The sequence below is a fragment of the Rhodococcus sp. ACS1 genome, from assembly GCF_002300155.1.
GTDB lineage: Bacteria > Actinomycetota > Actinomycetes > Mycobacteriales > Mycobacteriaceae > Rhodococcus_F > Rhodococcus_F koreensis.
Map to the genome: position 1 here is coordinate 273,770 of NZ_NSDZ01000008.1, position 25,679 is coordinate 299,448.

Below are 25,679 nucleotides of genomic sequence, written 5' to 3' on the forward strand. Positions count from 1 at the left end.
AGCCCTATGCCCATTCCATCGCACCGTGCGCGCGCGTGGGAGTCACGTCTTATCCGTGTACTGGCAGTTCCTCCCACAGCACCGTCGCTGACGTTAGCGTTGAAGATATGGATCACCGAGCAGAAGTGGCCGAGTTCCTGCGGACCCGCAGGGACCGGATCACCCCGGACCAGGCGGGCATCATCGGTGGGGGACGCCGCCGCGTGCCCGGACTGCGCCGCGAAGAGGTCGCCATGCTCGCCGGGGTCAGTGTCGAGTACTACGCGCGGATGGAACGCGGCGATCTCACCGGAGTGTCCCCTGAAATACTCGACAGCATCGCCAGAGCTCTTCAGTTCGACGACGCCGAGTGCGACCACCTGGCGGATCTCGCCCGAGCCGCCGGTCCACCGCCGCCGCGGCGACGCAAACGACCCGCCGAGCAGACCGTGACGCCCACGTTGCAGCGGTTCCTGGACGCGGTGACCGGCGCGCCGATGTGGGTGCGGGATCGGCGTATGGACTTCATCGCCGCCAATCCACTCGGCCGGGCGCTCTACGCGCCCATGCTCGATGATCCGGCGAACCGCGGGAATACGGCCCGGTTCACGTTCCTCAATCCCGCCGCGCGGATCTTCTTCCCGGACTGGGAACAGAACGCCGACAACATCGTTGCGACAATGCGAACCTACGCTGGTCAGAATCCGCTCGACAAGCCGCTCACCGATCTGATCGGGGAGCTCGTCACCCGTAGCGACACCTTCCGGCACCGGTGGGCCGCACACAACGTCCGTCATCATCGCGGTGGAATCAAACGCATCCACCACCCGGCCGTCGGCGACCTCGAATTCTCCTACGAAGCAATGGATCTGCCCGCGAACCCGGAATGGTTCATGTTCGCCTATACCGCCGAGCCCGGCAGCCCCACGGAGGAACGCCTGAAGCTCCTCGGCAGCCTTGCCGCCACCGGCCAGACAATCAGCGACGCCCGCGCGCATCGCTCATTCTGATCGGCCCCGCCCCACCTGTGGGGCGGAGAGGCACACCGCCGAGTCCGGCAGCCCGACCGCGAAGGGTGTACTCCCAGTTACTCCCTCATCTCACATCGAGTGTCTAACGTTAAGGAATATGAGTATGAACCTGACTTTGAACAATGGCGTCGAGATGCCCGCCCTGGGCTTCGGCGTCTTCCAGACCCCGCCCGAAACCACTGCCGCTTCCGTCGCCGAAGCCCTCCGGGTGGGCTACCGGCTGATCGACACGGCCGCCTCCTATTTCAACGAGCGCGAAGTCGGCGAGGGCATCCGCCGGTCCGGGCTCGACCGTTCCGAGGTGTTCGTGGAGACGAAGATCTGGATCAGCGACTACGGCTACGACCAGACCCTGCACGCCTTCGACAAGAGCGCGGGCAAGCTCGGCGTCGACCAGATCGACCTGCTCCTACTGCATCAGCCCGTCCCCACCCAGTTCGACAAGACCGTCGCGGCCTACAAGGCGCTGGAGACGCTGTTGAGCGACGGCAAGGTCCGCGCAATCGGTGTCAGCAACTTCATGCCCGACATCCTCGCGAAACTGCTGGAGCAGACCGATGTCGTGCCCGCGGTGAATCAGGTCGAGGTGCATCCGTACTTCACCCAGGCGGACGTGCAGGCCGCGGACACGGAGCGCGGGGTTCTGACTCAGGCGTGGTCGCCGATGGGCGGCATCACCAGCTACCGTGGCGACGGCGCTCGGTCGACCTTCAACGATCCGGTGATCGGCGAGATTGCCGCCGCCCACGGCAAGACGCCCGCCCAGGTCATGCTGCGCTGGCACTTGCAGGAGGGACGCTCGGCGATTCCGAAGTCCGTCAACCCCGAGCGCATCGCCGCCAACTTCGACGTGTTCGATTTCGAACTCACCACCGACCAACTCGGCGCGATCGATGCACTCGACACCGGTGTCCGTGGCGGACCCGATCCCGTGACCGTCACTCCCGAGTTGTTCGCACGCGACATACCGGAAGCATGAACCGCAGGTGATCGGTGACGGGATGAACGCCCGTGTTCGAGCGGATGGCCAACCGGTCAACCTCGAGGTCACATTCCGGGTCCAGGCGATCGGTACCGATTGGGAGGCCGACACCGAACAGCCGCTTCCCGAGAAAGTACGGGGCAGAATCTGCTCCGTCACCGAGGACTTCGATCACGTCTGGTCCCGGTTCCGTGCGTATTCACCGGTCACGCGGATCGCGCGCGCCGAGGGCGGGGGACGGTTCGAGTTCCCCGCCCGGGACCTCGCCCCGTTCGAACTCTACGACCGCCTCGTCGTCGCAACCGACGGGGCGGTCGACCCGCTCATCGGAAGGGACCTCGAACTGCTCGGCTACGACGCCCGGTATTCCCTCGTCCCCGACACTGCCGCGCTCGTGCACCGCCGTCGCGACCGCTGGCTCTCCGACATCCACCGTGACGGAACCACCATCGCCTCGGATCGTCCGACCGTGATCGACGTCGGCGCAGCAGGAAAGGGGTACCTGGTCGACCTCGTCAGCCAGACGCTGAACGAGGAGGGAATCGACCGGTTCTTCGTCGACGCCAGCGGCGACATGCGGCATCGCGGAGCCGCGGCCGTCAGGGTGGGACTGGAACACCCCCGGGCTCCCGGCCGAGTGATCGGCACCGTGAACCTCCGAGACGGTTCGCTGTGCGCGTCGGCGACGACCAGACGAGCGTGGGGCGCCGGACTGCACCACGTGCTCGACGGCCGAACCCGCCCGGTCGCGGACGTCGTTGCGACCTGGGTGCTCGCCGCCGACGCCGCCACCGCGGACGGGCTGGCGACAGCCCTGTTCGTGAGCGAACCAGCGAGCCTGAGGTCATTCGAGTTCAGCTGGGTGCGCATCCTGGCTGATGGAAGAGTCCAGTGGTCCGATAACTTCGATGGGGATCTCTTAATCTGACCGGTGATCGGTTGCGGCCCGTACAAATCGCCTCGCCGAAAACTTCGAATTCCGAAGGAGTTTCGGTTCCGGAGGGAGGAACCGCGGAGGGGTGTATCAGCAGTTCCTCCCACCCCGCTCGAGCCGACCGTAACGTTGAATACATGAACCAGCAACCTCACAAAAGACCGGGCGACACGCGTCCGTCCGCGAACCCGGTGCTCGTCGTCGGCGCATCGGGAAGTATCGGCCGACTGGCGGTCGACGAAGCCTTGCGCGAGGGGTTCGAGACCAGGGCACTCGTTCGCGACCGCACTCAGTCTTCCTTGTTCCCTGAGGGCACCCGTGTCGTCGTCGGCGACTTCACTCAGCCGGACTCACTCACCGAGGCACTCGAAGGGGTGACCGGGGTGGTATTCACCCACGGCACCTATGGCGGCGCCGACGAAGCAGAACGGGTCAACTACGGCGCCGTCCGCAACGTGCTGAACGCGCTGAAGAAGCCCGCCCGGATCGCGTTGATGACGACGATCGGCGTCACCAAGCCCACGCCCGGCCACGACTGGAAGCGGCGCGGTGAACGCCTTGTCAGGGCCAGCGGGCTGCCCTACACGATTGTCCGTCCCGGCTGGTTCGACTACAACGAGCCGGATCAGCACCACCTCGTGATGATGCAGGGCGACACCAGGTGGGCGAGCGATCCGTCCGACGGTGTGATCGCACGCCGGCAAATCGCGGAAGTCCTCATCGGCAGCTTGAGCTCGGACGCAGCCGAGCACAAGACCCTGGAACTGGTGGCCGAGAACGGCGGGGCTCAATCCGATCTGACGTCGCTGTTCGCCGCGTTGAAGACCGATCCCGTGCAGTCGTTCGACGCCGTCCTGGATCGAGACAATCTGCCGATCGCCGGCGAACCGGCCCGTGTGGTGAGCGACCTCGACGCGGTACGGGGACGGTTCTGAAAGCGGAGAGTGCCGCACCCGAGTGAGCCGACTTGCACACGACGAACCCCGGAGAGCCGGCGAACCCGTGAAGCCCAATTCAGTTGCCGTCGGTCGAGCGCGCCTGCTCGCGGATCTGCTCGATGGCGTCGTTGAAGCCATCTGGGCAGGTGCTCGCGCCCGCCAGCTTCCCGACCTCGGCCTCATCGAGGCTCTTGCCGATCACCTCATCGGGGACGGCGGCCGCGAGCCGTTCCTGATATCCGAGGGACGTCTCGTTCTCCGCCATTGTCCCGACCGTGACATCGGCAACGACCTCGTCGCTGATGGTGACGGTGACGTCCAGGTAGGAGGGTCCGCCGCCGTACACACCGATCGCGTTGTAGGTCCCGTCCTCGTACCCGGTCGCCGACCCTGTGCTGCTTTCCGGCGGCCGGGTCGACACAGTGGCAGGAACAGATTCCGAAGGGGATGGCCCGCGGCCGAGATCGGAGCATCCTGCCAGCGGCACGAGAGCAACGGCGGAGGCAACGGTCGCGAGCGCGGCGCGTGTCAAGGTGTCGGTTCTCATTTTTCAAATGTATAGGGCGCCAGGCGCTTTCGGAAGGAACTGGTGGTACACCCCTGGCGCATAGGAAACACTCATCTTTTCAAAGAGGACACATCGAATTGGGCATTATTCTCACGTGCCAAGCGGCTTGCAGCGCCAAGCAGAACCGGCTCCAGACCCCCAATCGGACGGATCGACCTGTGACAAGACCAACTGCCCTACGGCCCACCCTTGCGAAACCGACAGATCGGATCGCCGTGGGCGCGCTCTGCGCGATTGCAGCCTCCGCTGCGGTGTTTCTCCTGCTCGACCTGTATGCCGTAGTAGCGATGCGAAGCCGACTCGAATCAGCCATCAGCGCATACGGTGTCGGCAGCGGCCGTTGGATCTTTACCCTAGCCATTCTCTTCCTTGCTGCGGGATCCGCTGCGCTACTCGTAGCAGTTGTAGACCAACAGCTCACGAGGTGGAGATCCGGCGCTACCGTCGCTCTGACACTGTGGGTTCTCGGACTCCTCGCCATCGCAATCTTTCCCAAACAGGACTGGTCTCAACCCCCGAGTATCAGTGGCAGTATTCACCTCACCGCGAGCGGGATTGCATTCCTCAGTCTTCCCATCGCGGCCGTCCTCCTCGCCAAGCCGTGGCTTCGGCATCGAACCCATGGTGTGCACGCCCGACGGACTCGGCTCTTCGCCTGGCTGGCGATCGCAAGTTTTTCGCCACTCCTATACGCGTTTGTCGTTGCTGGGGTGACGGATGTTGCGTGGTGGGAGGTCGTGACTTTCGCTCATTCCGAGCGTCTACTGGCAGTGAGTGAAGTGGCGACATTGGCCGTGATCGGCACCTGGGTCCTGACGAGGAAGTGAAGTACAGAAGTTACGTGGGTGCTGCGTCCAGATAGGTTGTGACAACCAGGATCAGGAAGACAATCGCGAAGATGATCGCCCCCTTCCGGGTGATCAGCGGTTCGAACTCGTGAGTTTCGTCGTCTGTGTCGTTGCGCGAGTTCATGCACCGATCACTGTCCGTTCGATAGGTAGGCCGTCTCGGCAGCCCGAGTAGTGCCCGTCAGTCCACACCTTGTCCCGTGTCCGAAGAGGTTTGTCACACCACGCATGACGCATGACGATAAAGAACCTGTCGGTGTGTTCTGTGTGAAAAGATGTGAGGTTTCTATGAAGTGCCCGTGCATCCTATGATCACAAGAGTCGATCAGGAATAATGGTCGCAGTGTCATCAACTCGTCCGGATATTCATGCTGCCGATTCGGGACGTCGCCGCGCCGTTCTGGCGCAACTGCCCCGAATGTATCGAGCAGACGGGTCGACGATTCGCGTGCTACTCGTCGACGACGAGCCGACTCTGACCGACCTGGTGGGTCTCGCTCTCGGGTACGAGGGTTGGGCCGTCGAGGTGGCGCACGACGGTTCGACCGCTCTGCAGAAATTTCGTGAGCAGCAATTCGACGTGGTGGTCCTGGACATCATGCTGCCCGACATCGACGGGCTGAGTGTGCTCCAGCACATACGGGGCTCGGGCGGGGGAGTGCCGGTCCTCTTCCTCACTGCGCGGGATTCGGTCGACGACCGGGTGATCGGACTGACCGCCGGCGGCGACGACTACATGACCAAGCCCTTCAGCCTGGAAGAACTCGTTGCACGACTGAGGGGTCTGCTACGGCGGGCGGCCGATTCGATCTCCGAGAACGATGCGGTACTGACCGTGGGCCATCTTTCGCTGGACGAGGGCAGCTACGAGGTGAAACGGGGCGGCGACAGCATTGCGCTCACCGCCACCGAATTCGAACTGCTCCGCTACTTCATGCACAATCCCAGACTTGCGCTCAGCCGGGCGCAGATTCTCGACCGCGTATGGAATTACGACTTCGCCGGCAAGGCGAGCATCGTCGACCTCTACGTGTCCTATCTGCGGCGAAAGATCGACGCGGGTCGGGAGCCGATGATTCACACCGTTCGCGGCGTCGGATACATTCTCAGGCCCGCAGAATGACATTGCCGGGCCGTTTCCTCGCTCGGGGACCGTGGAGTTTGCAACGGAAATTGGTTGCAGCACTGACCACGGTGATCGCAGTTGTTCTGCTCGTCGTCGGAGTGGTCGGCGTGGTGACGCTGCGCGCGTCGGTCACCACTGTCGTCGACAAGCAATTGACCGGATCCATGTCCGTATTCAGTCACTCGGTCGACAAGTACCGTGACGGAAGCCCGGTCGCCGCCCCCCCTGGCGTCGACCCGAACTACGTGAAGCCATTGACCGAGTTCGGCGGGCAGGCTCCGGGCACCGTGATCGTGCTCCTGGACGACGGAGTGGTCACCGACTCCGCGGTCTTCTCGGACTCCGAGCCGGCCCCGCTCAGTTCCGAGGCAATCACGCAGATCGAGAACAGGGAGTGGGCAGACAATCGCCGGCAGGACTTCGACGTGGCGGGCCTCGGCGACATGCGGATGGAAAACCTTGCACACGATGAAGATTTGACTCTCGTCGCCGGAATATCACTGACAGCGGCGAACGAGGCTGTGGTCCGCGAAACCGTGGTGCTGTCGATTCTCGCCCTTGCGGCACTCGCCGCGACGATGATCTGCACGGTGCTCGTAATTCGGGTCGCCTTCCGACCATTGAGCCGCGTGGTCGCCACGGCGAAGAAGGTCACCGATCTTCCGCTCGGCACCGGTGAGGCGGCCCTCACGGTGCGGGTCGCGGACCCCGACACGGATCCACGGACCGAAGTGGGCAAGGTCGGGGAAGCGCTGAACCACCTGCTCAGTCACGTCGACGACGCACTCGCGGTCCGCGTGGCGGCGGATCGGAGGATGAAGCAATTCGTCACGGATGCGAGCCACGAATTGCGGACGCCGCTGGCCGCCATCCAGGGCTACGCCGAGTTGACTCGACAGGACAGCGACCAGCTCCCCGAGATGACCGAGTACGCACTGGCCCGGATCGAATCGGAAGCCAAGCGGATGGGCGCCCTTGTCGCCGATCTCTTGTTACTCACCCGTCTGGACGAGGGCCAAGACCTGCACACGACCTGCGTCGATCTCGCCGACCTGCTGGTCAATGCCGTGAACGATGCTCGGGTCTCGGCTCCCCTGCACCGCTGGTCGGTGGTCGTGCCCGAGTCCGCGGTCATGGTGAATGGTGACAACGAGCGTCTCCATCAGCTCGTCGCGAACCTTCTGTCGAATGCGCGGGTACACACCCCGCCGGGTACCGCAGTGGTCGCAACGTTGACAACCACGACCGACGACCGGGATGTGGTGACGGCCGAGTTGACGATCGCCGACAACGGGCCTGGAATCGCGCCAGATCTGCTGACGACCCTGTTCCAGCGTTTCGTTCGGGGCGATAAGGCCCGCTCCCGCGAGACCGACAGCACCGGCCTCGGGCTGGCAATCGTCTCGTCGATCGTCGACGCGCATCACGGTCAGGCGAGTGTCGAGTCGACTCCGGCCGGGACGACATTCCGCGTTCGGATTCCTGCGATCGAACTCTCTGGCAATGCCACCGTCACCCATCAGCGCCTCCGGACTTCCGCCGTCACGCGCAACTAGTGTGTTGGATCCCAACAGGGTCCACGGGAACGGGAGTGTCACCACCCCGACAGGCGTCCTTACGCCGCGGCGAAGGTGAGGACGATCTTGCTGACCGCCTCACCGGAGCGGAGCCGCCCGGCTGCCTGCTGGACGTCGGTGACGTCCACGGTTTGGTCGATCACGGGGCGGATCTCACCACGCGTGACGGCTGGGATGACCTCGGGCAGGAGCCCGGCGATGATGCCGGCCATCTCCCAGTCGCGGGTGAAGCCGAAGGACACGCCGTGGACGGTGAGGTGGCGGTAGGACAGATGGTCGAGGTTGATCGTCGACTCGGCGCCGTCGAGGCGTCCGATGTTGACCACGTGACCGTCCTCGGCGGTGGCGGGCAGGCACTGGGCGAAGGTGTGCCCGGCGATGTGGTCGAGCACGACGTCGACACCCCTGCCGTCGGTCGCCGCCAGGGTCGCCGTCGTGAGGTCCTGCTCGCCGGTCACGATCACGGTGTCGACCCCGGCGGCGGTGAGCAGGTCCCGCTTGGCGCTGCTGCGGGTGGTGCCGATCACGTGTAAGGCACCCAATGCCTTGACCATCTGGGCGCCGATGAGGCCGATCCCGGTCGAGGCGCCGGTGATCAGCACGCTCTGCCCGGCAGCGAACCCTGCGGTGGTGAGCGCACCGTGCTCGGTCAGCAGGCCGGTCGGCAGCGCGCAGGCCACGTCGGGGTCGAGTCCCTTCGGACGGGGCAGGACGAACCGGTGGTCGGCGACCACGTACTCGGCGAAGGCCGACGGGATCGACCCCATCACCGCGTCGCCGACCTGCCACGTATCCACACCCTCGCCGAGTGCGGCCACCTCTCCGGCGTACTCGAACCCGGCGATGAACCTCTTGCCGTGACCACCGTGAGTGGGATCGGCCGCGGCGAGCATCGGGATGTCGGCGTTGTTGGTCGCCGCGGCCCGGTTCCGGATCAGGACCTCACCGGGCCCGGCCTGCGGGACGGGGACCTCCTCGAGGACCCACTCCGGGCCGATTCCGCCGACGAGGGCGCGCATCGTGTCAGTCATGTGTGGTCTGTCCTCCGGGAGCGAGTCGGGCACGGTTGTCAGGAGCGGCGGGTGCGCGGCGCGTGGTAGTGCTCGTCGGTGACTTCCTCGAGCCAGGTCGTCTCCGGCGTGCTGGATCCGTCGCCTTCCCAGATGGCCAGGTGTTCCATGAACCGGTCGTCGGTGGCGCCGTGCCAGTGCTCTTCACCGGCGGGGCAGGTGACGGTTTCCCCGGGCTGGGCGGCGAAGACGACACCGTCGCGGGTGCCGACGAGCGCGGTCCCGCTCACGACGTGGAGGGTCTGCCCGAGTACGTGGTGATGCCAGAACGTGCGGGCGCCGGGCGAGAACCGGACCATGTTCGTCCGGACGCGGGACGGTTCCTTCCCGGCGTAGATGACGTCGAACCAGACATCACCGGTGAACCACTCGGCCGGACCCTTGCCGGTCGGGACGGGATCGATGAATTCCATGAGTTGTCTCCTCAGTTGGTGATGTGTCAGTTGTCGAGGTCGAAGCCGAGTTCGCGGGAGGCTTCGGCCTGCGAGGTGATCTGACGTCCCTTGTCGATGACGGCGGGGATCGCGTCGGATCCGGCGACGAACCGCAGCGGCGGCTTGTCCAGCTCTGCGACCTTGATCAGTGCTTGGGCGAGCTTGACCGGGTCGCCGGTCTGCTGCCCGTTCATCGACTGCCAGGCGGCCTTGGTCTGGGTGGTGCGCTCGGCGTAGTCGTCGATCGACTGGTCGGCCCAGGCGGTGGACGCCTCTTCGAGTAGTTCGGTGCGGAAGAACCCGGGCTCGACGATCGTCGTCGTGATTCCGAACGGTTCGAGGTCGTAGCTCAGCGACTCCATCCAGCCCTCGACACCGAACTTCGTGGTGGCGTAGGCGACGCAGAATTCCTGGCCGATGATCCCGGCCAGTGAGGAGACGGTCATGATGTGCCCTGACCGCTGCTTGCGCATCTGGGGTAGGACGGCGCGGGTGACGTTCATCGGGCCGAACAGGTTCGTCTCGACCTGCGTACGCATCGCGGTGTCGGAGATTTCCTCGAAGTAGCCGGCTTGGAAGGTGGCGGCGTTGTTGATCAGTACGTCGATCCGGCCGAACCGCTCCACCGCGGTGGCGACGACGGCTTCGGCGTCGGCGGGGTTGGTGATGTCCAGGGCGGCGGTCAGCAGGTTGTCGCTCTCACCCAGCAGTTCCTGCACTTTTTCGGGGCGGCGGCCGGTGGCGATGACCTGATGGCCGGTCGCGAGGGCCGTGCGGGCGATGTCGGTGCCGAGCCCTCGGCCCGCGCCGGTAACCAGAATGACCTTGCTCATCAGTATGTGTCTCTCGATTCTTCGGTCGTGGTGACTGCCAGTTGTTTTAGCAGCACCTGGTGGCGCGCCATTTTGTATGAATGAATTCGACTTCCGCCCACACTCAGTCGGTTTCCGGTGGGAAGTCGGTGGAGGCGGCGAGTTCGGTCTGGGACTCGAAGTCGGCGACGCGTGTGCGGAGTACCGCGAGGGTGGACTCGAGTGCCTGCGAGCCGAGCATGAGGCGCAGCGGTGCGGGTTGGACGTCGACGCTTTCGATGATGCGGGCGGCCATTCGTGCCGGGTCTCCGGGCGCCAGGCCGGCGGCGGGGTCGAGCATTTTCCGGAAGTTGTGCGCGGGTGTCGCGTCGTAGTCCGGAATCGGTTCGGCGATCTGGGCGCCGCGGTAGCGGAAGTCGGTGCGCGCGCCTCCGGGTTCGACGAGCGTCATGCCGATGCCGAACGGCGCCACCTCCTGCGCCACCGATTCCACGAAGCCTTCGATTCCCCACTTGGTGGCGTGGTACATCGAGTTGCCGGGGAACGCGACCTGTCCGCCGTACGTCGAGAGCTGGACGATCCGGCCTCCGCCGGCGGCCCGCATGTGCGGGAGCACGGCGCGGATGAGCTGGATGGACCCGGTGAGGTTGGTGGCGATCATGGCGTCGACCTGTTCGTCGGTGAGCTCCTCGGCGGCCCCGAACAGGCCGTATCCGGCGTTGCTCACGGCCACGTCGATCCGACCGAAGTCCGCGACGGTTCGGGTCACGGCTGTGCGCAAGGCCGGGGTGTCACGGACGTCGAGCACCTCGGCCCGGAACAGGTCCGGATGCCGGCTGGTCAGTTCGTCGACGGACTCCGGTCGGCGGACGGTGCCGACCACGCGGTCGCCGCGCTCGAGCAGTTGCTCGGTGAGGTGGCGGCCGAAGCCATTGCTGACGCCGGTGATGAGCCAAATACGTTCGGTCATGACTGCGATGACGGGTCGGCGGCGGGTGCGGACTCGTTCAGTACCCGCAGGGCGTTGAGCGTGCGCGGGTAGCCGATGAACGGCAGCAGGTGCGTGAGGACGGCGAGCAGGTCGGCCCGGGTGTTCCCGACGCGGAGATTCGCCATCGTGTGTCCCTTGACTTGAGGTTCGCAACCACCGAGGGAGGCCAGCATCGCGAACGTGAGCAACTCACGGGTCGGCGTGTCCAGACCACTGCGCGTGACGTAGTCACCGAAGCAGTTCGCCGACAGGTAGCGCTGGATGTGGACCTCGTCCGGTGCTGCGGCGTCGTACATCCCGTCCACGGTGTCTGCGCCGACGATCTCCTTCTGCTTGGCCAAGCCCTTCGCCAACCGGTCCTGGGCCGTGGTCGTCGCTCGGCCTTCCAGTGGGAGGCTGATGCCATGCTCGGTGAGCACGTCGTTCGTCGCGTGGAGAAAGTCGAATACTTTCGACATGCCGACGTACGGGACCGCCTGATACACAACCTCCTTGACCTCCGCGGGGCTCACCCCCACGGTGAGCGCTGCGCCCAGCATGACCCGGTACTCGGCCAGTGCCTGGCTCGCGATCATCGAGGCGAGTTGCACCATCAGACGTGTACGGGTGTTCAGGTCGCCGTACTGCAGCACCTCGTCGAATGCGAAGTTGTCGAACACCTCGATGAGCTCCGGATCAGTCTCCTTCAACGTCGAGACGTGCCCCGGAAACAACTCGTCGTGATTGTTCCGGGCAGCTTCGGTGATCGCCATTCCAACTCGCTTCCAGGGGTTCGTCGTATCGATGCCGCACCGGAGCACAGCGTTCGTCAGGGGTGGCCGATCAGAGCTGTCGCGAGGATCGCCGCGGCGGTGCCGCGACCGGCGGTCGGTCATGCGAGGTGGTCACCATTCGAGTAAACGCGCGATCCGGCACCTGCGGGAGTCACTGCTCTTCCAGGTAACCGCAGTACCTCCCTCAGTCGTGCCGGGCCGCATACCGTGGAACGCATGGACGACCAGCGAGCACAGGTCCGGGAGTTCCTCACATCCCGGAGGGCGCGGATCAACCCGGCACAGGCCGGACTGCCCGCCTACGGCGGTGCTCGGCGGGTTCCTGGGTTGCGTCGAGAGGAAGTGGCCCTGCTCGCCGGCGTCAGCATCGACTACTACGTGCGGATGGAACGCGGCAACCTCGCCGGTGCCTCCGACAGCGTCCTGGAAGGCCTTTCCCGCGCCCTGCAATTGGACGAGGCCGAGCGCACACACTTGTTCGACCTCGCCCGGGCCGCCGAACCCGGACCCGTCCGGCAGCGCCGATCGAAGACCGCGGGGGTCACGGCCGGCGTGCAACTGGTTCTCGACGCGATCACCGACGCACCCGCCTGGGTACGCAACGCCCGCCATGACATGCTCGCCGCCAACCGGTTGGCCCGCGCCCTCTATGCGCCTGTGCTCGCCGACCCGCGCCGACCGGCGAACAACGCCCGGTTCGTGTACCTCGACCCGGCTGCGCGCGACTTCTACGTCGACTGGGACCGCGCCGCCGATGACATCGCTGCCATGCTTCGTTCCGAAGCCGGCCGTCACCCGCACGACAAACAACTCATCGAGCTGATCGGCGAATTATCGACCTGCAGTGAGGTTTTTCGGACCCGGTGGGCGGCGCACAACGTCCGGTTCCACCGAACCGGGCACAAGAAGATCCGCCATCCCGCCGTCGGAAAGCTCGAGCTGAACTTCGAGGCGATGGAGTTCCCTGCTCATCCCGGCCTCATCCTCCTGGTGTACACCGCACCCAAGGACAGTCCAGCTGCCGACGGCCTCAAACTCCTCGCCACCTGGGCCGCGACACTCGAAGAAGCCGGCGAACTCGCCACCCACCGTGGTGCGGAATAGTCTGACTGACGCCAACGCAGGTCGTACTTGCGTGGATCCTTGTTCAGGGGCAGACTTCCCGGATTCCCGGCACCACACGCGCCTCCCGCGTAGAGGACAACACCGCGACCGCCGACGTCGTCCTAATCCTGTCGTCTATCGACAGGATCACACTGGTCTATGCGCGTCTAGGCTTCGTGCGAATCGGCGTATCGGTTCTCGAGTTCCCGCATGGCAGGCAGGCCCACCAGGTCATTGAATCCGTCGAAGGTGGGTGGCGGAATCTCGGCCTCGACCGGGGAACCGTCGGTGGCCAGTTCTCGAAGTGAGCGCTGCATCGCTGCTGTGGCAGCGAGAAGCGTCCCGATGGGCAGGAGGAGAATCGAGAAGCCCAGATCGGCGAGGTCGTCGAACGACAGCGGTGGCGATTGCCGCCCTTCCGGGACCTTGAAGACCAGTGGCGCCAGCGGTGCGAGGCTCGATGCGATCTTCTCTATCTCTCGGACGTCATCCGGCGCTTCGACGAAGAGGATGTCGGCCCCGGCATCGGCATAGGCCTGGGCTCGCGCGATCGCCGCGTCGGTTCCTTCGATGGATGCCGCATCCGTCCTGCCGATGATCATGAGGTCGGAATCTTCGCGGGCGTCGACGGCCGCCCGAATCTTGCCGAGCATTTCCGCGCAGTCGATCACCTGCTTTCCCGACATGTGCCCGCAGCGCTTGGGGGTTACCTGGTCTTCGAGCTGGATGGCGGAGACTCCGGCCTGCTCGTAGGTCTCTACGGTTCGCATCACATTGATGGCGTTGCCGTAGCCGGTGTCGCCGTCGACGAGGAGCGGAATCTGGACTGCGGCAGCCATACGTCGTGCGTTGTCGACCATTTCGCTGCCAGTGAGCAGGCCGATGTCGGGCTTACCCAGCAGTGCCGCCGAGACTGCGTAGCCGGACATGAATGCAGCCTTGAACCCGACCTGCTGGACCAGGAGGGCCGACAGCGCATCGTAGGCGCCCGGAACAATCAACGGGCCGGGTCCCGTGAGGAGTTGGCGCAGTGCCCGACGAGCCATCATGCCTCCATTCCGGGCTGGATGACCGCCTTGATCGGCTCATGACGTCCGACAGCCTCGATTGCGCTCTGCGCGTCCTCCAGCCCGAATCGATGCGACACGACGTCGGTCAGTGGCAACTGCGCGTGGTAGCGCTGCGCCAGTTGGATCGTCTTGAAGATGTGCCGGGGCCGCGAGAGCGCGGATCCGATGATTCGGACGTTGTCGTTGTTGATCTTTCGAGGTTCCAGCATCGTTGTACCAGGGGCCGACCATAGGCCGACGATGAGGTAGCGGCCACCACGTGCAACCAGTTGGTTTCCCTCCCCGAACGCCGCGAGCTTTCCCGCGGCCTCGATCACGATGTCGGCGCCCCCGTCCATGATCTCCCTTGCTGCTGCAATGCGATCCGCGGAGGTGGCGTGCACGTCGAGGTCGATGGTCGATGTCGCCCCCAGTCGCTTTGCCATGTCGAGTCTCGACGCCGGGGCTCCGATCACGACCACCTCGCCGGCCCCGGACAGGCTGGCGACCAAAGTCGCTGCCAGGCCGACGGGCCCAGCGCCCTGGACAAGCACTCTGTCCCCGAAACGGATCTGGCCCAGGCGCTCCATGGCGTGCAGCACTGTCGGCATCGCGCAACCGAAGGCGATGACCGCCTCGGACGGGGTGTCCTCCGGAACCTTGAAGAAGGTCATCCCGTTCGGAAGAAGCGCGAAGTCGGTGTACGTCGCGAATGGCGTGAGCTTTGGATCCCGGAACCGGCCGGGGGACTGGTTAGGGCACAGGGACGTGTCTTCCAAGACCGTGCATGCGTGACACCGGTGACATGGTTTCAGGGGAACCCAGTAGACGCGGTCGCCCTTCGCGAGGGGATTACCGGCGCTGTCGGTTGTTGCTTCGGGCCCGCACTCGACCACTCTGCCGATGCCTTCGTGACCGAGGACCATCGGCCCGGGCATGGGCACTTCACCGAGATAGAAGTGGTAGTCAGTGCCGCACACTCCGGCCATTTCCACCGCCACCAGCACGTCGGCACCGGAGGGCGGGTCCACCGGGGACTCCCAGATCTCCAGGGGTTTGTTGGGCTCGACCAGGACGGCCCTTCTGCCAGTACGCATCTGCTGCATTACCGCCTTCTTCACGTGAGGTTTCAGATCGACAGGCCACCGTCAGCCACAATTGCGCTGCCGGTGATGTAGGAAGCGGCAGGGGATGCCAGGAAGCCGACAACCGAGGCGATCTCGCTCGGCTCGGCCATGCGCCCGAGGAGCACCCGCGACACGAGGCCCGCCGCTCCATCGGCTGCGCCCGTAGCATGCACGCGTTGCTCGCTCAACGAATTCATCATGCGCGTATCGACCGGCCCCGGGCAGACCGCGTTCACCCGAATGCCGTGAGGCGCCAAGTCACTGGCCGCCGATCGGGTGAGACCCAGGACAGCGTGCTTGCTCGCCACATAGGGCGCCAACAGCACCGACGAGCGGAGTGCGGCAACCGAGGCGACGTTGACGATGGAGCCGCCGTCCGCGAGCAGCAGCGGCACCACGTGCTTGATGTTGAGCCAGGTTCCGCGTGCGTTGACAGCCCACACCCGATCGAACTCTTCCTCGGAGTACTCATGGATCGCGCAGACGCGGCCCTCGATGCCTGCGTTGTTGACCAGAAGCCGGATCGGGCCGAGTTCGGCCCCCGCGCTCTGCACGTATTGCGCCACTGCCGCGCCATCCGTCACATCGGCGACGTACGTCCGGAGCTCCGCAGTCGGAACCTCTGCACGGACCAGATCCGCCACCCGATCCAACTGCTTCTGGTCGCGGTCGACGAGCGCCAGTGCGTAGCCGTCGTGGGCAAGTTGGACAGCGGTGGCGGTCCCGATGCCACCACCGGCACCGGTGAGGATCGCCCCGCGCGTACGTGCCGATTCAGATTCAGTCATTCAGTGTGTCCTCCGTATCATCGTTACTTGGTGTCCCAGTCGGTGAGTATCGAACGCAGCGCAGAGAGCGCCCGCTCCGGTGCGTCCCAGAAGACCATGTGGCCTGCCTCCGGCACTTTCACGAATCGCGCCTTCGGGTTCGACAGCGTGGCTTCTTCGATGGATTGCCCGGATGCCATGGGGCTGTCGGCCCCGTAGATCAGCACGGTCGGCGCTGGGACTCCCGGCCAGAAGTCGAAGAAGTCGTCGCTCTCGAAGCCCTCGTGCGTTCGAGCGATGGCTTCGTCTACGCAACTGGACAGCCAGCGAGCACGAAGTCCCAGTTCGCGTGGCGGCCAGGTCGGCCAGGTGCGCGCCATGTCCGCCGGGTCCAAGCCGCGCCTCGCCGCGGCGAGTTGGTCCTCGAAGTCGTGCAGCGTGACGGGGTACGGCCCGCGGCCCGGGCCGCTCGTCATCGGCGGGTCGACGAGGATGGTGCCGGCCAGTTTCTCCGCATCGAGGGATGCTGCGAGTCCTGCTACTCGAGCACCCATCGAGTGCCCGAACAGGATCGGTGATTCAAGATGCAGGGAATCGATCACCGCTCGCGTGTCATCGACATAGTCCTTCAAGGAGTACGACTCGGCGCTGTCCGAGAGTCCTCGCCCTCGCATGTCGACGACAACGGGGCGGACGAGGTCGAGCAGCTCGCTCGCCACGAAGTCCAGTGTGATTGCAGGACTGGTGATTCCGGGCAACATCACCATCGGCGGTTTGTTCCCGCCGTAGTCGAGCACGTGGAGTCTCAGTGTTCCTGTGTCGATCCAGCGGCTGGTCGCCCGCAACGATGCGAGGTCGGCGAGGGCCGTTTGGAGGACGGCCCTCGGGCGGCGGACTTTATCTGCGGACAACGGCTGCTCCTCGGCGGAGGTCGGGCGAACCCGAAGATAGTTTGTCCACTGATCATCTTGTGTGGCGCAGCCGTTGTCAACCCACATGTCCAGCGCTGGAGCGATTTTTCAGGGGCACAGGTGCGGAAGTTGTAGCCCCGTGCTGTGCAGGGACGGCCAGCCCACCCACGCAATGATCAGTACGCAGAGCAAACTCCGCTTGCGACCATCTGCGTTAGGCACTCGTCTTCGGACCGGCTCGGTTCGAAGACCTCTCGCATAAGAGACTTCCGAGGGGGGCATTCGCCGCCAAATCCTTCTAGACCTGCATAGATGCGCGATCGGACATGGCACAACGCCGCCTGGGCCCGGCTCGCGGGTCCCGTGTGAGCCTTCGGAGAATTGGTTGCCCGAATCCGCCCAGCATCCCTTGCGGTTGGAGATCGTCCGTGTTCCAATTACTTCCTCACGCTGCGAGACGTACATCACACAATTCGGGCGGGTGAAGGAAAGGCTGGCTACAACCAATGTCACAAACCGATCTTCCAAGGAGCGCCATGGCGACGGAATCAGCAGCGGCGAGGTCTGCACTCGAGTCCGGTCCCAGTGCCCGCAACCAGCGCCGCGCGTACCTGGCAAGTCTCATCGGCAGTGTCGTAGAGTTCTACGACTTCGCCATCTACGGGACTGCCGCAAGCCTGGTCTTCGGTTCGATCTTCTTCTCCGGCATGTCCCCGGCTGCTGGAGTGATCGCCTCGCTGGCGACATTCGCAGCCGGGTACCTGGCGCGTCCGCTCGGTGGGGTCGTGTTCGGTCACTTCGGCGACCGAACGGGACGAAAGTCCGTGCTGATGATCACCCTCGTCCTGATGGGTGTCTCCACGATGCTCATCGGACTCCTGCCGACTACTGCGCAGATCGGCAGCCTCGCGCCGGTACTGCTCGTGACCCTTCGCCTGATCCAGGGGCTTGCCGTCGGTGGCGAGTGGGGCGGTGCGGTGCTGATGTCGGTTGAAACCGGTCCGCAGAAGTCTCGCGGACTCTTCGGAAGCGCGACCGGAGTCGGAGCGGCGCTCGGGGCACTTCTCGCTACTGCGTCGTTCGCCGTCCTGGGACTTCTGAACGAGGATCAATTCATGACCTGGGGATGGCGCATCCCGTTCCTGGCTTCGGTGGTTCTGATTGCAGTCGGTGCCTACATTCGAATGAACGTCCAGGAGAGCCCGGTGTTCGAGGCTTCGGTCGACGAACGAGAGAATGAGACGAAGACCCGCAAGCAGGCACCCTTCGTCCACTTGATTCGCAACCACCCGGGACGGCTCGTGCTGGCGCTGTGTGTGTACGTCGGCCCCGTCATGGCTCAGTCCATCGTCAAGATCTTCGTCGTCTCGTGGGGAACGACCCACACCGACGCTTCGCGAGGACTCATGCTGAACGCCCTGACCGTGTCGCTAGCCGTGATGGTCGTCGGTGTGCCGCTCTTCGCCGCGCTTTCGGACAAGGTCGGGCGACGCGTTGTCTACGTGCCGGCAGCGATCCTGTTCGGAATCTTCTCGTTCTTGATCTTTCCCATGATCGGCTCGGGCTCTGCAGCACTCGTGTTCCTGGCCTTCTTCATCTCCATGGGTGTGATCGAATCCGCGTGCCTCGGTCCCGTCGGCGCGATCCTCAGTGAGGTGTTCCCGACCGAGTCTCGTTACACCGGTACGTCCTTGGCGTACCAGTTGTCCAGTATGATCGGCGGTGGATTCGGCCCCCTCGTCGCCGCGGCGTTGGCAACCACCCTTGATCTGGGCGTCATTGCCGTATCGCTAATGATTGCAGTGTTCTGCGCGATCAGTGCCGGCTCCACGATGATGCTCGGAGACACTCGAAAGGCCAACCTCACCAAGGTGTGAGCGTCCGGATCGTGACGCCCGAGAATTGACTCCCCACGTTAGTCCGTGTGCAGAATATTCTGACGGTCGAGCGACGGAGTCGGGCGGGCGCCGCGGGGACAAACCAAATCCAGCCTTCGAGAGGCTGCAATGCGCGATCACGGGAACCCGCGAGGTGGGGACGGCACACCTGCTGTTTCCTTCGTCGCGCTTTGTCACGACATGCCCGGACATACGGGCAGTATGAATTCATTCGAATAGACACAAGGGAGCTCGAGGAAAATGACGCACTGGTCTGCTGATTATGGTTGGCGTGGCAAGGTCGGGTTGATCTCTACACCGGTTATCGAGAACGCTCATGTCGAGCTCGCGCGTGTCGCTCCGGAGGGAGTGGGTGTATACCAGACCTTCCCGTACGTACCGAACTTCCGCGTGGATGCCACGAATATCAAGCGGGCAGTCGAGCAGCTCGAGACCTCCGCCGCTGCACTCGGCTCGGCCGGCGTCGATATCGTCGGCCAGGTCGGCACGCCGTTCTCGTTCGCCGGCGGTACGGGTCTCGAGTGGGCCGAGGACATTTCCAAAAAACTGGAAAAGGCGTCCGGGAAACCTGTCGCATTGATGGGCCTGTCCATCGTCGAGGCACTGCAGGAGCGGGGGTACAAAACCGTCGCCATCTCGTCGACCTACTACAGCCGAGAGCTGAGTGAGCGGTACACGCAATTCCTGGAGGCCGGTGGCATTCGCGTGCTGACCATCAAGAACTGGGTCGACCAGAAGCGCTTCCCCGACGAGGAGTCGGTGGACGGTAGGAACCTCTGGTACCCGGCCAGCTACGCGTACAAGAGTGCGCGTGAGGTCGCGGCCGAGGCTCCCGAGGCGGACTGCATCATCATGTCGGGCGCCGCTGTTCACACGATGGACATCATTGCGCCGCTCGAGGCAGATCTCGGGAAGCCCGTGATCTCCAGCGACTCCGCATTCTTCTGGAAGATCCTCAGTCTCCTCGGCGTTCGCGAGACCTCCGGTGGCTGGGGCTCCCTCCTGGACAGCCTCTGATGCGTGTGCGGCGCTTTACCATCCGTCCGTCATCGAGCGCGTGGACCGGTCGCTGACACGGAGGCCCGTCGGGCGACGACTCGGGAAGGAGTTGTGCCCGACGAGGCGACCCGGCTTGCCGTACACGATTGTGAGGATTGAAATACGTGTGTGTCAGGGCCAGGCCCGGGAACCAGTGACGTGCGCACGTCGGGTTCCGCTTGCGGGCGGAGATAGTGTGTGATCGGATTACCTCCGAATCGATTGCTGGTGAGCATGTCTCGATAGCCGCCTGGACAGATCGAATCAGGACATATCACGCCCCGTGTCAGGAGTAGCCGGGTGTCGTGGTGGCAATTGAAGGAGGCATTGCGTGGAAATCAATGACGCGCGGACGATCGAGCCCGAAGGGGAGAGGGTCGCGACCCCCCGTGGGCAGGCTGCCCGGATCTATGCCGCGAGTTTCGTCGGGACCACCATCGAGTTCTTCGACTTCATCGTCTACGGTACGGCGGCAGCGTTGGTGTTTCCCCAGGTCTTCTTTGCCGGGGTTCCCTCCGCCATGGGCATCGTGTTCTCCTTCGCGACGCTTGCGATCGGTTACGCTGCCCGACCGATGGGGGGCATCATCGGTGGTCACTACGGCGATCGGTACGGCCGCAAATCCGTGTTGGTCGCCACGATGGCCGTCATGGGTGTGAGCACGTTCCTCACCGGGTTGTTGCCACCGTCGACAAAGATCGGCATCCTGGCACCGATCCTTCTCATCGTGCTGCGCGTGGTGCAGGGTGTCGCGGTTGGTGGTGAGTGGGGCGGTGCTGTGCTGATGGCGGTCGAGCACGCCGGCAAGAAGAAGCGAGGGTTCTCCGCCACTGCCGTTGCCATGGGCTCGGCATGCGGTGTCTTCCTGGCCTACGCGTCGTTCGCTGCTCTGGGCTTCCTTTCCGAGGAGCAGTTCGAATCGTTCGGGTGGCGCATCCCGTTCGTGGCGTCGATCGCGCTGGTGATCGTCGGCATGTACATCCGACTGAAGGTCGAGGAGTCTCCGGTTTTCCTGGAAGCGAAGAAGGAGGCGCCGGCAGAGTCCGAGCGGCGGTTGCCGATTTTTTCCCTGATCAAGGAACAGCCAGGCCGCACCGTCGTCAGCATTCTGACCTACACGGGGCCGTTCATGGCGCAGGCGATCCTGACGACCTACGTAATTACCTATGCAACAACGGAGTTGGGGCTGCCGAGGCAGGTCTTCCTCAATGCCATGATGATCTCGTTGCTGGGGATGATGGCGATGGTCCCCGTGCTCGGTGCACTCTCCGACAGGATCGGACGGAGGGCGATCTACGTTCCGGCTTGCCTGGCCTTCGGTGTCTTCTCGTTCTTCACGTTCCCGATGGTGGGAACGGGCGAAACGTGGGTCATTTTCCTGCTCTTCATCGTGGGGATGAGCTTCCTGAACGCCGCAACGCTCGGCGTGGTCGGCTCGATTCTGTCCGAGGTGTTCCCCACCCGGCACCGGTACACCGGTGCGTCCGTGGCGTACCAGTTCGCCGGCCTGATCGGCGGTGGTCTGGGGCCGCTCGTCGCAGCGGCAATGGTCGGAAGCGGCATGCACGTGGTGTCGGTCGGAATCATGGTCGGGGTGTTCTGCATGATCAGCGCGATCGCCTGCTACAGCCTCGGCGACACCCGCAAGCATGAACTCGCGGACTAGTTGGAGGGCGACACGCCAAAGCCTCGAGTGCCCCGAGCCTAGTGGCTCGGGGCACTCGGGGTCGAAGGGCGGATGACATCGACGACGTGTTCGTCCTCAGGGCACTTCAGGAGAGCCCTAGCGCGAAGGTCCCTGGACGACTGGGCCGGCTACCGTGACGCCACCGGTCAGGTGTCCGGTCCGGAACCAAAGTGTTGACCTGCGATATCCCGGGTTGACACCGCATCAGACCTGTCGGTCCGCGACGTCCTCCCAGCGCTGCGCGAGGGAATCCATCATCGAAACGACGATGTCCATCCCCAGAGGACCGAAGCCCTCCATGAGCAAGCCGTCCAACTTCTGCGCACGTCCGACAAGATCCTTGACGGCAACCTTCCCCTCATCGGTGAGGTACAGGAGTCGCTTGCGGCCGTCGTCGGCCGGTCGGATCCGATTGATCAGTCCGCGCTCCTCCAAACGGGTGACGATGCTGGCCATGGTCGAGCGATCCAACGAGATCGACGCTCCGACCATCCCCTGTTCGACTCCCGGATAGGTGCGGATAGCCATGAGGACGGCGACCTGCGGTCCGGTTGTCGTCGTGTCGACATGAGCGAGCCAAGCCGCTTGGTACGCCTGGTTGAGGCGCCGAAGGAGGTGCCCCGGTGCCGACATCATGTCGGGTGGGGTCGGGTACTCACGCTTCTGATCGTGATGGTTCATAGCCGGAGTATCTCGCTGCTTGGCCATGGGCGGAGGGTACGCGCACCTGGTGCCTCAACTTTGGACCCGTCCACGGGCGAGTCGGTACCCGAGGGCGATCACCACTGTCGCCAGCGTCGCCAGTGCAGCCACACGGAGTACCGGGACCGCGGCAGCGCCGAGGATGTTGAGTGAATCCTCTTCCTCTGACGCACTGGATGAGGCTCCCGGCTCGCCCGTGGTCCCATTGAGCTTGTCGGCCAATCGTGCGGCGAACTGGCCGATGATCTTGTCGGCGACGTCCGACATGATGCCGCGGCCGAACTGCGCCGGCCGTCCTGTGATGTTGAGATCGGTCACCATGGTGACATTGGTCCGCGCGGCACCGGCGGACTCCATGGAGCCCGTGACGATCGCGCGCGCGGATCCATTGCCGCTGGTGTCTCGCCCCTCGGCCTCGATCACCAGGCGTCGGCTGGACTCGTCACGCTTGATGTAGACCCCGGCGCCTTTGTACTTCAGCGAGACCGGTCCGAGCTTGACTCGTACGCCTCCGGTGAACGAGTCACCCGTGTACTCGGTCAGGTCTGCTCCCGGGAAGCAGGGTGCGACGAACTCCGGATCGTTGAACGCCCTCCACACATCGTCGATCGGCGCCTCGATAGTGAACGTATTGGTCAGTTCCATGATGCTCTCCTGGGTCTTGTCGTATCAGCGACGCGATGCGGGCCGGAGCTCGGGGACCGCGAGGTCGCCTTTGTCGACGATCAGTTCGTCGTCGAGGTACAGCGAGCAGTTGCGCATCGGAATGTCCATGTGGCACGGCGTGTCGTTGGGGCCGCCGAGCTCGTTGTTGGGCCCGGTGGAGATCATTACGTTGCCATAGTACGAACGGGTCTCGACCCCGATCACGTTGGGATCCTGCACCATCCCATGCCAGCGCGCGCGTTCGTCGAGTCCCCAGCCCACATGGCTCATACCGAAGCCACGCGGATCGGCGAAACCGTCGATGTGTGCCTTGACGAAGTCGGAATCGAGGCCCGAATGACTGTCGATCCCGCGGATGTCCACGATGAAGCCATTCTCGATCGTGAACTTGACCGGCGACTGCACGTAGGTGTCGAAGGGGTGGATGATGTCACCCGGGCTGAGCACGATCGTGCCGTCCACACCGTCGTCGTAGGCGCCGGTGAAGGCGAACCCGCAGCCCCAGTGATCCCAGCGGCCAGGTGTGTCGGTGTAGCCGTACTCGGCCATCGCCGGGTACTTTCCGAGGCGGTAGGTGACATCGGTGCCGAGGTCATTGGTGATACGAAGGGACTTCGCCTCGGCCAGGTACTTCTGGGAGAGCTCGACGCGGTCTCGCAGTTCGTGCGTCGGGAAGAGACGTGCCAAGACCGGCACAGGTTCGATCGCGGAAAGGACGCGTGTGCCGGCGCCCTGGATCTCGAATTGCTCGGGGCTGAAGAGCATCAGCGCACAGTCGACGACCATGTCGGCCTTCTTCAATGCGTCGACGGCGAGCGGGTTGGAGCCGAGCCCCACGTCGCCGACCTGCCAGGCACCAGCCGGGTCGCTGGGGGCCGGCAAGCGCAAGTGGTATGTCTGGGCGCCCAGACGCTGCGCCGCCCACATGAAGGAGTCTGCGTAGGCGGTCCTCTCGTCACCGCGAGTCAGAACGGCGATCGTCTCTGACTCGTTCACTCCGCAAAGCTTCAGTTCCTCCAGGCAAAGCTCGTTGAAGGCAGTCGGATTCATCGTGAAGACCCCTCTCGTGAGGTAGTAATTCGTACACGGACTATCGCATTGGACCCGATGTTTGTTTGCCGTCAATGTTTTGTCAAGCGGTATGGCGGCCTGCTCGGAGTCTCCGCACTGTGAGGCGTGTTTCGGCGCGGTGAACTATGCGACGCCGGGAGAGTGGGCGGGTGGGGTTTTTCGTTCGAGGACGGCGAGTGCCGAGACACCTATTGCGAAACTCATCAGTGTGCGTACTATCTAGGTGAGATAGTCGTCCTAGGAGGTAGTCATCAGAACCTCGGCACGGCACCCACCTTGTTTCAGGAGGTTCCATTGAGCAATCACATCCACAGAGTTGTCATCGCGGGCGGAGGGCTGGGCGGCCTCACCGCGGCGTACCTGCTGCGCAGTGTCGGCATGAAGGTCACCGTGCTGGAGCAGGCCAACGAACTCGGGGAGGTCGGTGCCGGCATCCAGACTGCGCCCAACGCGAGCCGGATCCTGATCAACGCCGGACTGCGGCCCCAGCTCGAGGCGATCAAGACGCAACCGACCAGCCAGGTACGTCGACGGTGGAGTGACGGCAAGATCCTGGCCAGTCGGCCGCTCGGCGACACCCTGTGGCAAGAGTTCGGGGCGCCGTACTGGCACTTCCACCGCGCGGACCTTCACCAGATGCTCGTCGATGTGTGCTCGGATCCCACGCTGCCCGGACCTGTTGTCGACCTGCACACGAACTCGAAGGTGGCCACCGCCGACCAGTCGAACCCGGCGCTTCCGGTGGCAATCACCGAGGACGGCCGCCGATACGAGGGTGATGTCCTCATCGGGGCTGACGGTGTGCATTCCCGGGTGCGCGCCGCCATGGGTATGAGCGAGGAGGAGGACCTCCTCTTCTCCGGGCAGATGGTGTTCCGGGCGATGGTCCCGGGTGAGAAGTTGAAGGCGGACCCTGCTACCCGCTTCCTGTGGGACAGTTTCCATTCGACAATGTGGTACGGCCCTGGTCGGCATCTGGTCCACTACTTCATCCGTGGTGGTGAGTACCTGAACGTGGCCGCGGCCCTCTCCAGTGATGTGAATCTGGACAAGGGCTGGACCGAAGAGACGACCGCCGAGGAATTCATCAGGGCATTCGGCGATTGGGACTCGAGGATCGCTTCGATCCTGGAGAAGGCCGAGGGGCCGATCCTCAAGTGGGCCCTCTTCGCGCACCGGTGCAATCCGGTCTGGGTCCAGGGGCATGTCGGACTCCTCGGCGATGCCGCACATGCGATGGTGCCGTTCCAGGCTCAGGGTGCCTCGCAGGCGATAGAGGATGCGGCCGTGCTCGCAGAGGAACTCGCTGTCGTCGACAAGGACCAGATCTCGGCTGCTCTGCTGCGCTACGGCGCAAAGCGCGCCAAGCGTGCGGGGATGGTGCAGGAGGCTTCGGCGCAGAATGCCCACCTCTACCAGCTGCCCGACGGACCCGAGCAGGAGCTCCGGGATGAGAAGCTGGCAAGATTCGAGGGAGAGTCGGACGTCTCCTACGAGTGGCTCTGGAACGGAAGGCACGAGCCGATGTCTCCCGCGTATGTCTTCAGCAAGGGGGACCGCCCGGCTCTTGCAAGATTGCAGGACGAATGATCACTC

26 protein-coding genes are annotated in these 25,679 nt (G+C 64.3%); 12 read left to right on the forward strand and 14 right to left on the reverse strand.

The window, feature by feature from the left end:
- Positions 1-107: 107 nt before the first annotated feature.
- The 4 genes from CJ179_RS35605 (at position 108) to CJ179_RS35620 (ending at position 3,861) form a co-directional block, all read left to right on the forward strand.
- A complete protein-coding gene (locus tag CJ179_RS35605) occupies positions 108-989 on the forward strand; it encodes a helix-turn-helix transcriptional regulator (RefSeq protein WP_095864518.1) in 882 nt (293 codons plus the stop codon).
- 118 nt (positions 990-1,107) lie between these two features.
- Positions 1,108-1,989, forward strand: coding sequence for an aldo/keto reductase (locus CJ179_RS35610; RefSeq protein WP_095864519.1), 882 nt, complete (start codon positions 1,108-1,110; stop codon positions 1,987-1,989).
- Between the two features lie 22 nt (positions 1,990-2,011).
- Positions 2,012-2,920: an FAD:protein FMN transferase gene (locus CJ179_RS35615; RefSeq protein WP_218834875.1), complete on the forward strand. Its 909-nt coding sequence runs from the start codon at positions 2,012-2,014 to the stop codon at positions 2,918-2,920.
- 143 nt (positions 2,921-3,063) lie between these two features.
- Positions 3,064-3,861: an SDR family oxidoreductase gene (locus CJ179_RS35620; RefSeq protein ID WP_095864520.1), complete on the forward strand. Its 798-nt coding sequence runs from the start codon at positions 3,064-3,066 to the stop codon at positions 3,859-3,861.
- Positions 3,862-3,940: 79 nt separating this feature from the next.
- On the opposite strand, the gene CJ179_RS35625 is transcribed toward CJ179_RS35620, so the two are convergent.
- Positions 3,941-4,411: a hypothetical protein gene (locus CJ179_RS35625; RefSeq protein ID WP_179377762.1), complete on the reverse strand. Its 471-nt coding sequence runs from the start codon at positions 4,409-4,411 to the stop codon at positions 3,941-3,943.
- On the opposite strand from CJ179_RS35625, the gene CJ179_RS53195 reads away from it, so the two are divergent.
- Complete coding sequence (locus CJ179_RS53195) at positions 4,312-5,259, forward strand: DUF998 domain-containing protein (protein ID WP_095864522.1); 948 nt, start codon at positions 4,312-4,314, stop codon at positions 5,257-5,259. The two genes, CJ179_RS35625 and CJ179_RS53195, sit on opposite strands and share 100 nt — an antisense overlap.
- Positions 5,260-5,269: 10 nt before the next feature.
- Here CJ179_RS53195 and CJ179_RS53200 read toward each other — a convergent pair whose 3' ends face one another.
- Positions 5,270-5,404, reverse strand: coding sequence for a hypothetical protein (locus tag CJ179_RS53200; RefSeq protein WP_257015945.1), 135 nt, complete (start codon positions 5,402-5,404; stop codon positions 5,270-5,272).
- A gap of 210 nt (positions 5,405-5,614) precedes the next feature.
- Between CJ179_RS53200 and CJ179_RS35635 the strand changes: the two genes are divergently transcribed.
- Both CJ179_RS35635 and CJ179_RS35640 read left to right on the forward strand, forming a co-directional pair.
- A complete protein-coding gene (locus CJ179_RS35635) occupies positions 5,615-6,403 on the forward strand; it encodes a response regulator transcription factor (RefSeq protein WP_095864523.1) in 789 nt (262 codons plus the stop codon).
- A 71-nt stretch (positions 6,404-6,474) separates the two neighbouring features.
- Positions 6,475-7,962 (forward strand): cell wall metabolism sensor histidine kinase WalK, encoded by a 1,488-nt coding sequence (locus tag CJ179_RS35640; RefSeq protein ID WP_306454266.1) that lies wholly within the window; start codon positions 6,475-6,477, stop codon positions 7,960-7,962.
- A gap of 59 nt (positions 7,963-8,021) precedes the next feature.
- Here the strand turns inward: CJ179_RS35640 and CJ179_RS35645 are convergent, their stop codons facing one another.
- The 5 genes from CJ179_RS35645 to CJ179_RS35665 form a co-directional block, all read right to left on the reverse strand.
- On the reverse strand, positions 8,022-9,014 hold the full coding sequence (locus CJ179_RS35645) for a zinc-binding dehydrogenase (protein ID WP_095864525.1): 993 nt from the start codon (positions 9,012-9,014) through the stop codon (positions 8,022-8,024).
- Positions 9,015-9,052: 38 nt separating this feature from the next.
- Positions 9,053-9,466, reverse strand: coding sequence for a cupin domain-containing protein (locus CJ179_RS35650; RefSeq protein WP_095864526.1), 414 nt, complete (start codon positions 9,464-9,466; stop codon positions 9,053-9,055).
- Positions 9,467-9,492: 26 nt separating this feature from the next.
- Positions 9,493-10,320 carry an SDR family oxidoreductase gene (locus CJ179_RS35655; protein ID WP_095864527.1) on the reverse strand — a complete coding sequence of 276 codons (828 nt, stop codon included), beginning with the start codon at positions 10,318-10,320 and terminating at the stop codon, positions 9,493-9,495.
- Positions 10,321-10,423: 103 nt separating this feature from the next.
- The gene (locus CJ179_RS35660) at positions 10,424-11,269 is read right to left on the reverse strand and encodes an SDR family oxidoreductase (protein ID WP_095864528.1); all 846 of its coding nucleotides are present in this window, start codon (positions 11,267-11,269) and stop codon (positions 10,424-10,426) included.
- The gene (locus CJ179_RS35665) at positions 11,266-12,042 is read right to left on the reverse strand and encodes a carboxymuconolactone decarboxylase family protein (protein ID WP_095864529.1); all 777 of its coding nucleotides are present in this window, start codon (positions 12,040-12,042) and stop codon (positions 11,266-11,268) included. The genes CJ179_RS35660 and CJ179_RS35665 overlap by 4 nt, the downstream gene beginning before the upstream one ends.
- Positions 12,043-12,279: 237 nt before the next feature.
- On the opposite strand from CJ179_RS35665, the gene CJ179_RS35670 reads away from it, so the two are divergent.
- Complete coding sequence (locus CJ179_RS35670) at positions 12,280-13,167, forward strand: helix-turn-helix domain-containing protein (RefSeq protein ID WP_095864530.1); 888 nt, start codon at positions 12,280-12,282, stop codon at positions 13,165-13,167.
- 167 nt (positions 13,168-13,334) lie between these two features.
- Here CJ179_RS35670 and CJ179_RS35675 read toward each other — a convergent pair whose 3' ends face one another.
- From CJ179_RS35675 to CJ179_RS35690, 4 genes are read right to left on the reverse strand one after another with little or no spacing between them, the layout of a single operon-like run.
- Positions 13,335-14,213, reverse strand: coding sequence for an oxaloacetate decarboxylase (locus CJ179_RS35675; RefSeq protein ID WP_257015947.1), 879 nt, complete (start codon positions 14,211-14,213; stop codon positions 13,335-13,337).
- Positions 14,213-15,322, reverse strand: coding sequence for a zinc-binding dehydrogenase (locus CJ179_RS35680; RefSeq protein WP_095864531.1), 1,110 nt, complete (start codon positions 15,320-15,322; stop codon positions 14,213-14,215). The genes CJ179_RS35675 and CJ179_RS35680 overlap by 1 nt, the downstream gene beginning before the upstream one ends.
- Before the next feature lie 23 nt (positions 15,323-15,345).
- The gene (locus CJ179_RS35685) at positions 15,346-16,131 is read right to left on the reverse strand and encodes an SDR family NAD(P)-dependent oxidoreductase (protein ID WP_095864532.1); all 786 of its coding nucleotides are present in this window, start codon (positions 16,129-16,131) and stop codon (positions 15,346-15,348) included.
- A gap of 23 nt (positions 16,132-16,154) precedes the next feature.
- Positions 16,155-17,021 (reverse strand): alpha/beta fold hydrolase, encoded by an 867-nt coding sequence (locus CJ179_RS35690; RefSeq protein ID WP_095864533.1) that lies wholly within the window; start codon positions 17,019-17,021, stop codon positions 16,155-16,157.
- Positions 17,022-17,557: 536 nt separating this feature from the next.
- Between CJ179_RS35690 and CJ179_RS35695 the strand changes: the two genes are divergently transcribed.
- The 3 genes from CJ179_RS35695 to CJ179_RS35705 all read left to right on the forward strand — a co-directional run bounded on the left by CJ179_RS35695 (position 17,558) and on the right by CJ179_RS35705 (position 21,623).
- Entirely contained in the window at positions 17,558-18,898 is a 1,341-nt protein-coding gene (locus CJ179_RS35695; protein ID WP_257015948.1) for an MFS transporter, read from the forward strand.
- A gap of 261 nt (positions 18,899-19,159) precedes the next feature.
- Complete coding sequence (locus tag CJ179_RS35700; protein WP_218834877.1) at positions 19,160-19,936, forward strand: hypothetical protein; 777 nt, start codon at positions 19,160-19,162, stop codon at positions 19,934-19,936.
- Between the two features lie 352 nt (positions 19,937-20,288).
- Positions 20,289-21,623, forward strand: a complete 1,335-nt coding sequence (locus tag CJ179_RS35705; RefSeq protein ID WP_095864536.1) for an MFS transporter — start codon at positions 20,289-20,291, stop codon at positions 21,621-21,623.
- A gap of 225 nt (positions 21,624-21,848) precedes the next feature.
- Here the strand turns inward: CJ179_RS35705 and CJ179_RS35710 are convergent, their stop codons facing one another.
- From CJ179_RS35710 to CJ179_RS35720, 3 genes are read right to left on the reverse strand one after another with little or no spacing between them, the layout of a single operon-like run.
- Positions 21,849-22,325: a MarR family winged helix-turn-helix transcriptional regulator gene (locus tag CJ179_RS35710; protein WP_095864537.1), complete on the reverse strand. Its 477-nt coding sequence runs from the start codon at positions 22,323-22,325 to the stop codon at positions 21,849-21,851.
- 54 nt (positions 22,326-22,379) lie between these two features.
- Entirely contained in the window at positions 22,380-22,991 is a 612-nt protein-coding gene (locus CJ179_RS35715) for an SRPBCC family protein (RefSeq protein WP_095864538.1), read from the reverse strand.
- Between the two features lie 24 nt (positions 22,992-23,015).
- The gene (locus CJ179_RS35720) at positions 23,016-24,008 is read right to left on the reverse strand and encodes a leucyl aminopeptidase (protein WP_257015949.1); all 993 of its coding nucleotides are present in this window, start codon (positions 24,006-24,008) and stop codon (positions 23,016-23,018) included.
- A gap of 369 nt (positions 24,009-24,377) precedes the next feature.
- Between CJ179_RS35720 and CJ179_RS35725 the strand changes: the two genes are divergently transcribed.
- Positions 24,378-25,673: an FAD-dependent monooxygenase gene (locus CJ179_RS35725; RefSeq protein WP_025433441.1), complete on the forward strand. Its 1,296-nt coding sequence runs from the start codon at positions 24,378-24,380 to the stop codon at positions 25,671-25,673.
- Positions 25,674-25,679 lie beyond the last annotated feature (6 nt).

What these genes read in the sequence shown, in the direction of transcription:
- CJ179_RS35605 (WP_095864518.1), top strand. Translation starts at nt 108, where the DNA reads ATGGATCACCGAGCAGAAGTGGCCGAGTTCCTGCGGACCCGCAGGGAC.
- CJ179_RS35610 (WP_095864519.1), top strand. Translation starts at nt 1,108, where the DNA reads ATGAGTATGAACCTGACTTTGAACAATGGCGTCGAGATGCCCGCCCTG.
- CJ179_RS35615 (WP_218834875.1), top strand. Translation starts at nt 2,012, where the DNA reads ATGAACGCCCGTGTTCGAGCGGATGGCCAACCGGTCAACCTCGAGGTC.
- CJ179_RS35620 (WP_095864520.1), top strand. Translation starts at nt 3,064, where the DNA reads ATGAACCAGCAACCTCACAAAAGACCGGGCGACACGCGTCCGTCCGCG.
- CJ179_RS53195 (WP_095864522.1), top strand. Translation starts at nt 4,312, where the DNA reads ATGGCCCGCGGCCGAGATCGGAGCATCCTGCCAGCGGCACGAGAGCAA.
- CJ179_RS35625 (WP_179377762.1), bottom strand. Translation starts at nt 4,411, where the DNA reads ATGAGAACCGACACCTTGACACGCGCCGCGCTCGCGACCGTTGCCTCC.
- CJ179_RS53200 (WP_257015945.1), bottom strand. Translation starts at nt 5,404, where the DNA reads ATGAACTCGCGCAACGACACAGACGACGAAACTCACGAGTTCGAACCG.
- CJ179_RS35635 (WP_095864523.1), top strand. Translation starts at nt 5,615, where the DNA reads ATGGTCGCAGTGTCATCAACTCGTCCGGATATTCATGCTGCCGATTCG.
- CJ179_RS35645 (WP_095864525.1), bottom strand. Translation starts at nt 9,014, where the DNA reads ATGACTGACACGATGCGCGCCCTCGTCGGCGGAATCGGCCCGGAGTGG.
- CJ179_RS35650 (WP_095864526.1), bottom strand. Translation starts at nt 9,466, where the DNA reads ATGGAATTCATCGATCCCGTCCCGACCGGCAAGGGTCCGGCCGAGTGG.
- CJ179_RS35655 (WP_095864527.1), bottom strand. Translation starts at nt 10,320, where the DNA reads ATGAGCAAGGTCATTCTGGTTACCGGCGCGGGCCGAGGGCTCGGCACC.
- CJ179_RS35660 (WP_095864528.1), bottom strand. Translation starts at nt 11,269, where the DNA reads ATGACCGAACGTATTTGGCTCATCACCGGCGTCAGCAATGGCTTCGGC.
- CJ179_RS35665 (WP_095864529.1), bottom strand. Translation starts at nt 12,042, where the DNA reads ATGGCGATCACCGAAGCTGCCCGGAACAATCACGACGAGTTGTTTCCG.
- CJ179_RS35670 (WP_095864530.1), top strand. Translation starts at nt 12,280, where the DNA reads ATGGACGACCAGCGAGCACAGGTCCGGGAGTTCCTCACATCCCGGAGG.
- CJ179_RS35675 (WP_257015947.1), bottom strand. Translation starts at nt 14,213, where the DNA reads ATGGCTCGTCGGGCACTGCGCCAACTCCTCACGGGACCCGGCCCGTTG.
- CJ179_RS35680 (WP_095864531.1), bottom strand. Translation starts at nt 15,322, where the DNA reads ATGCAGCAGATGCGTACTGGCAGAAGGGCCGTCCTGGTCGAGCCCAAC.
- CJ179_RS35685 (WP_095864532.1), bottom strand. Translation starts at nt 16,131, where the DNA reads ATGACTGAATCTGAATCGGCACGTACGCGCGGGGCGATCCTCACCGGT.
- CJ179_RS35695 (WP_257015948.1), top strand. Translation starts at nt 17,558, where the DNA reads ATGGCGACGGAATCAGCAGCGGCGAGGTCTGCACTCGAGTCCGGTCCC.
- CJ179_RS35700 (WP_218834877.1), top strand. Translation starts at nt 19,160, where the DNA reads ATGACGCACTGGTCTGCTGATTATGGTTGGCGTGGCAAGGTCGGGTTG.
- CJ179_RS35710 (WP_095864537.1), bottom strand. Translation starts at nt 22,325, where the DNA reads ATGAACCATCACGATCAGAAGCGTGAGTACCCGACCCCACCCGACATG.
- CJ179_RS35715 (WP_095864538.1), bottom strand. Translation starts at nt 22,991, where the DNA reads ATGGAACTGACCAATACGTTCACTATCGAGGCGCCGATCGACGATGTG.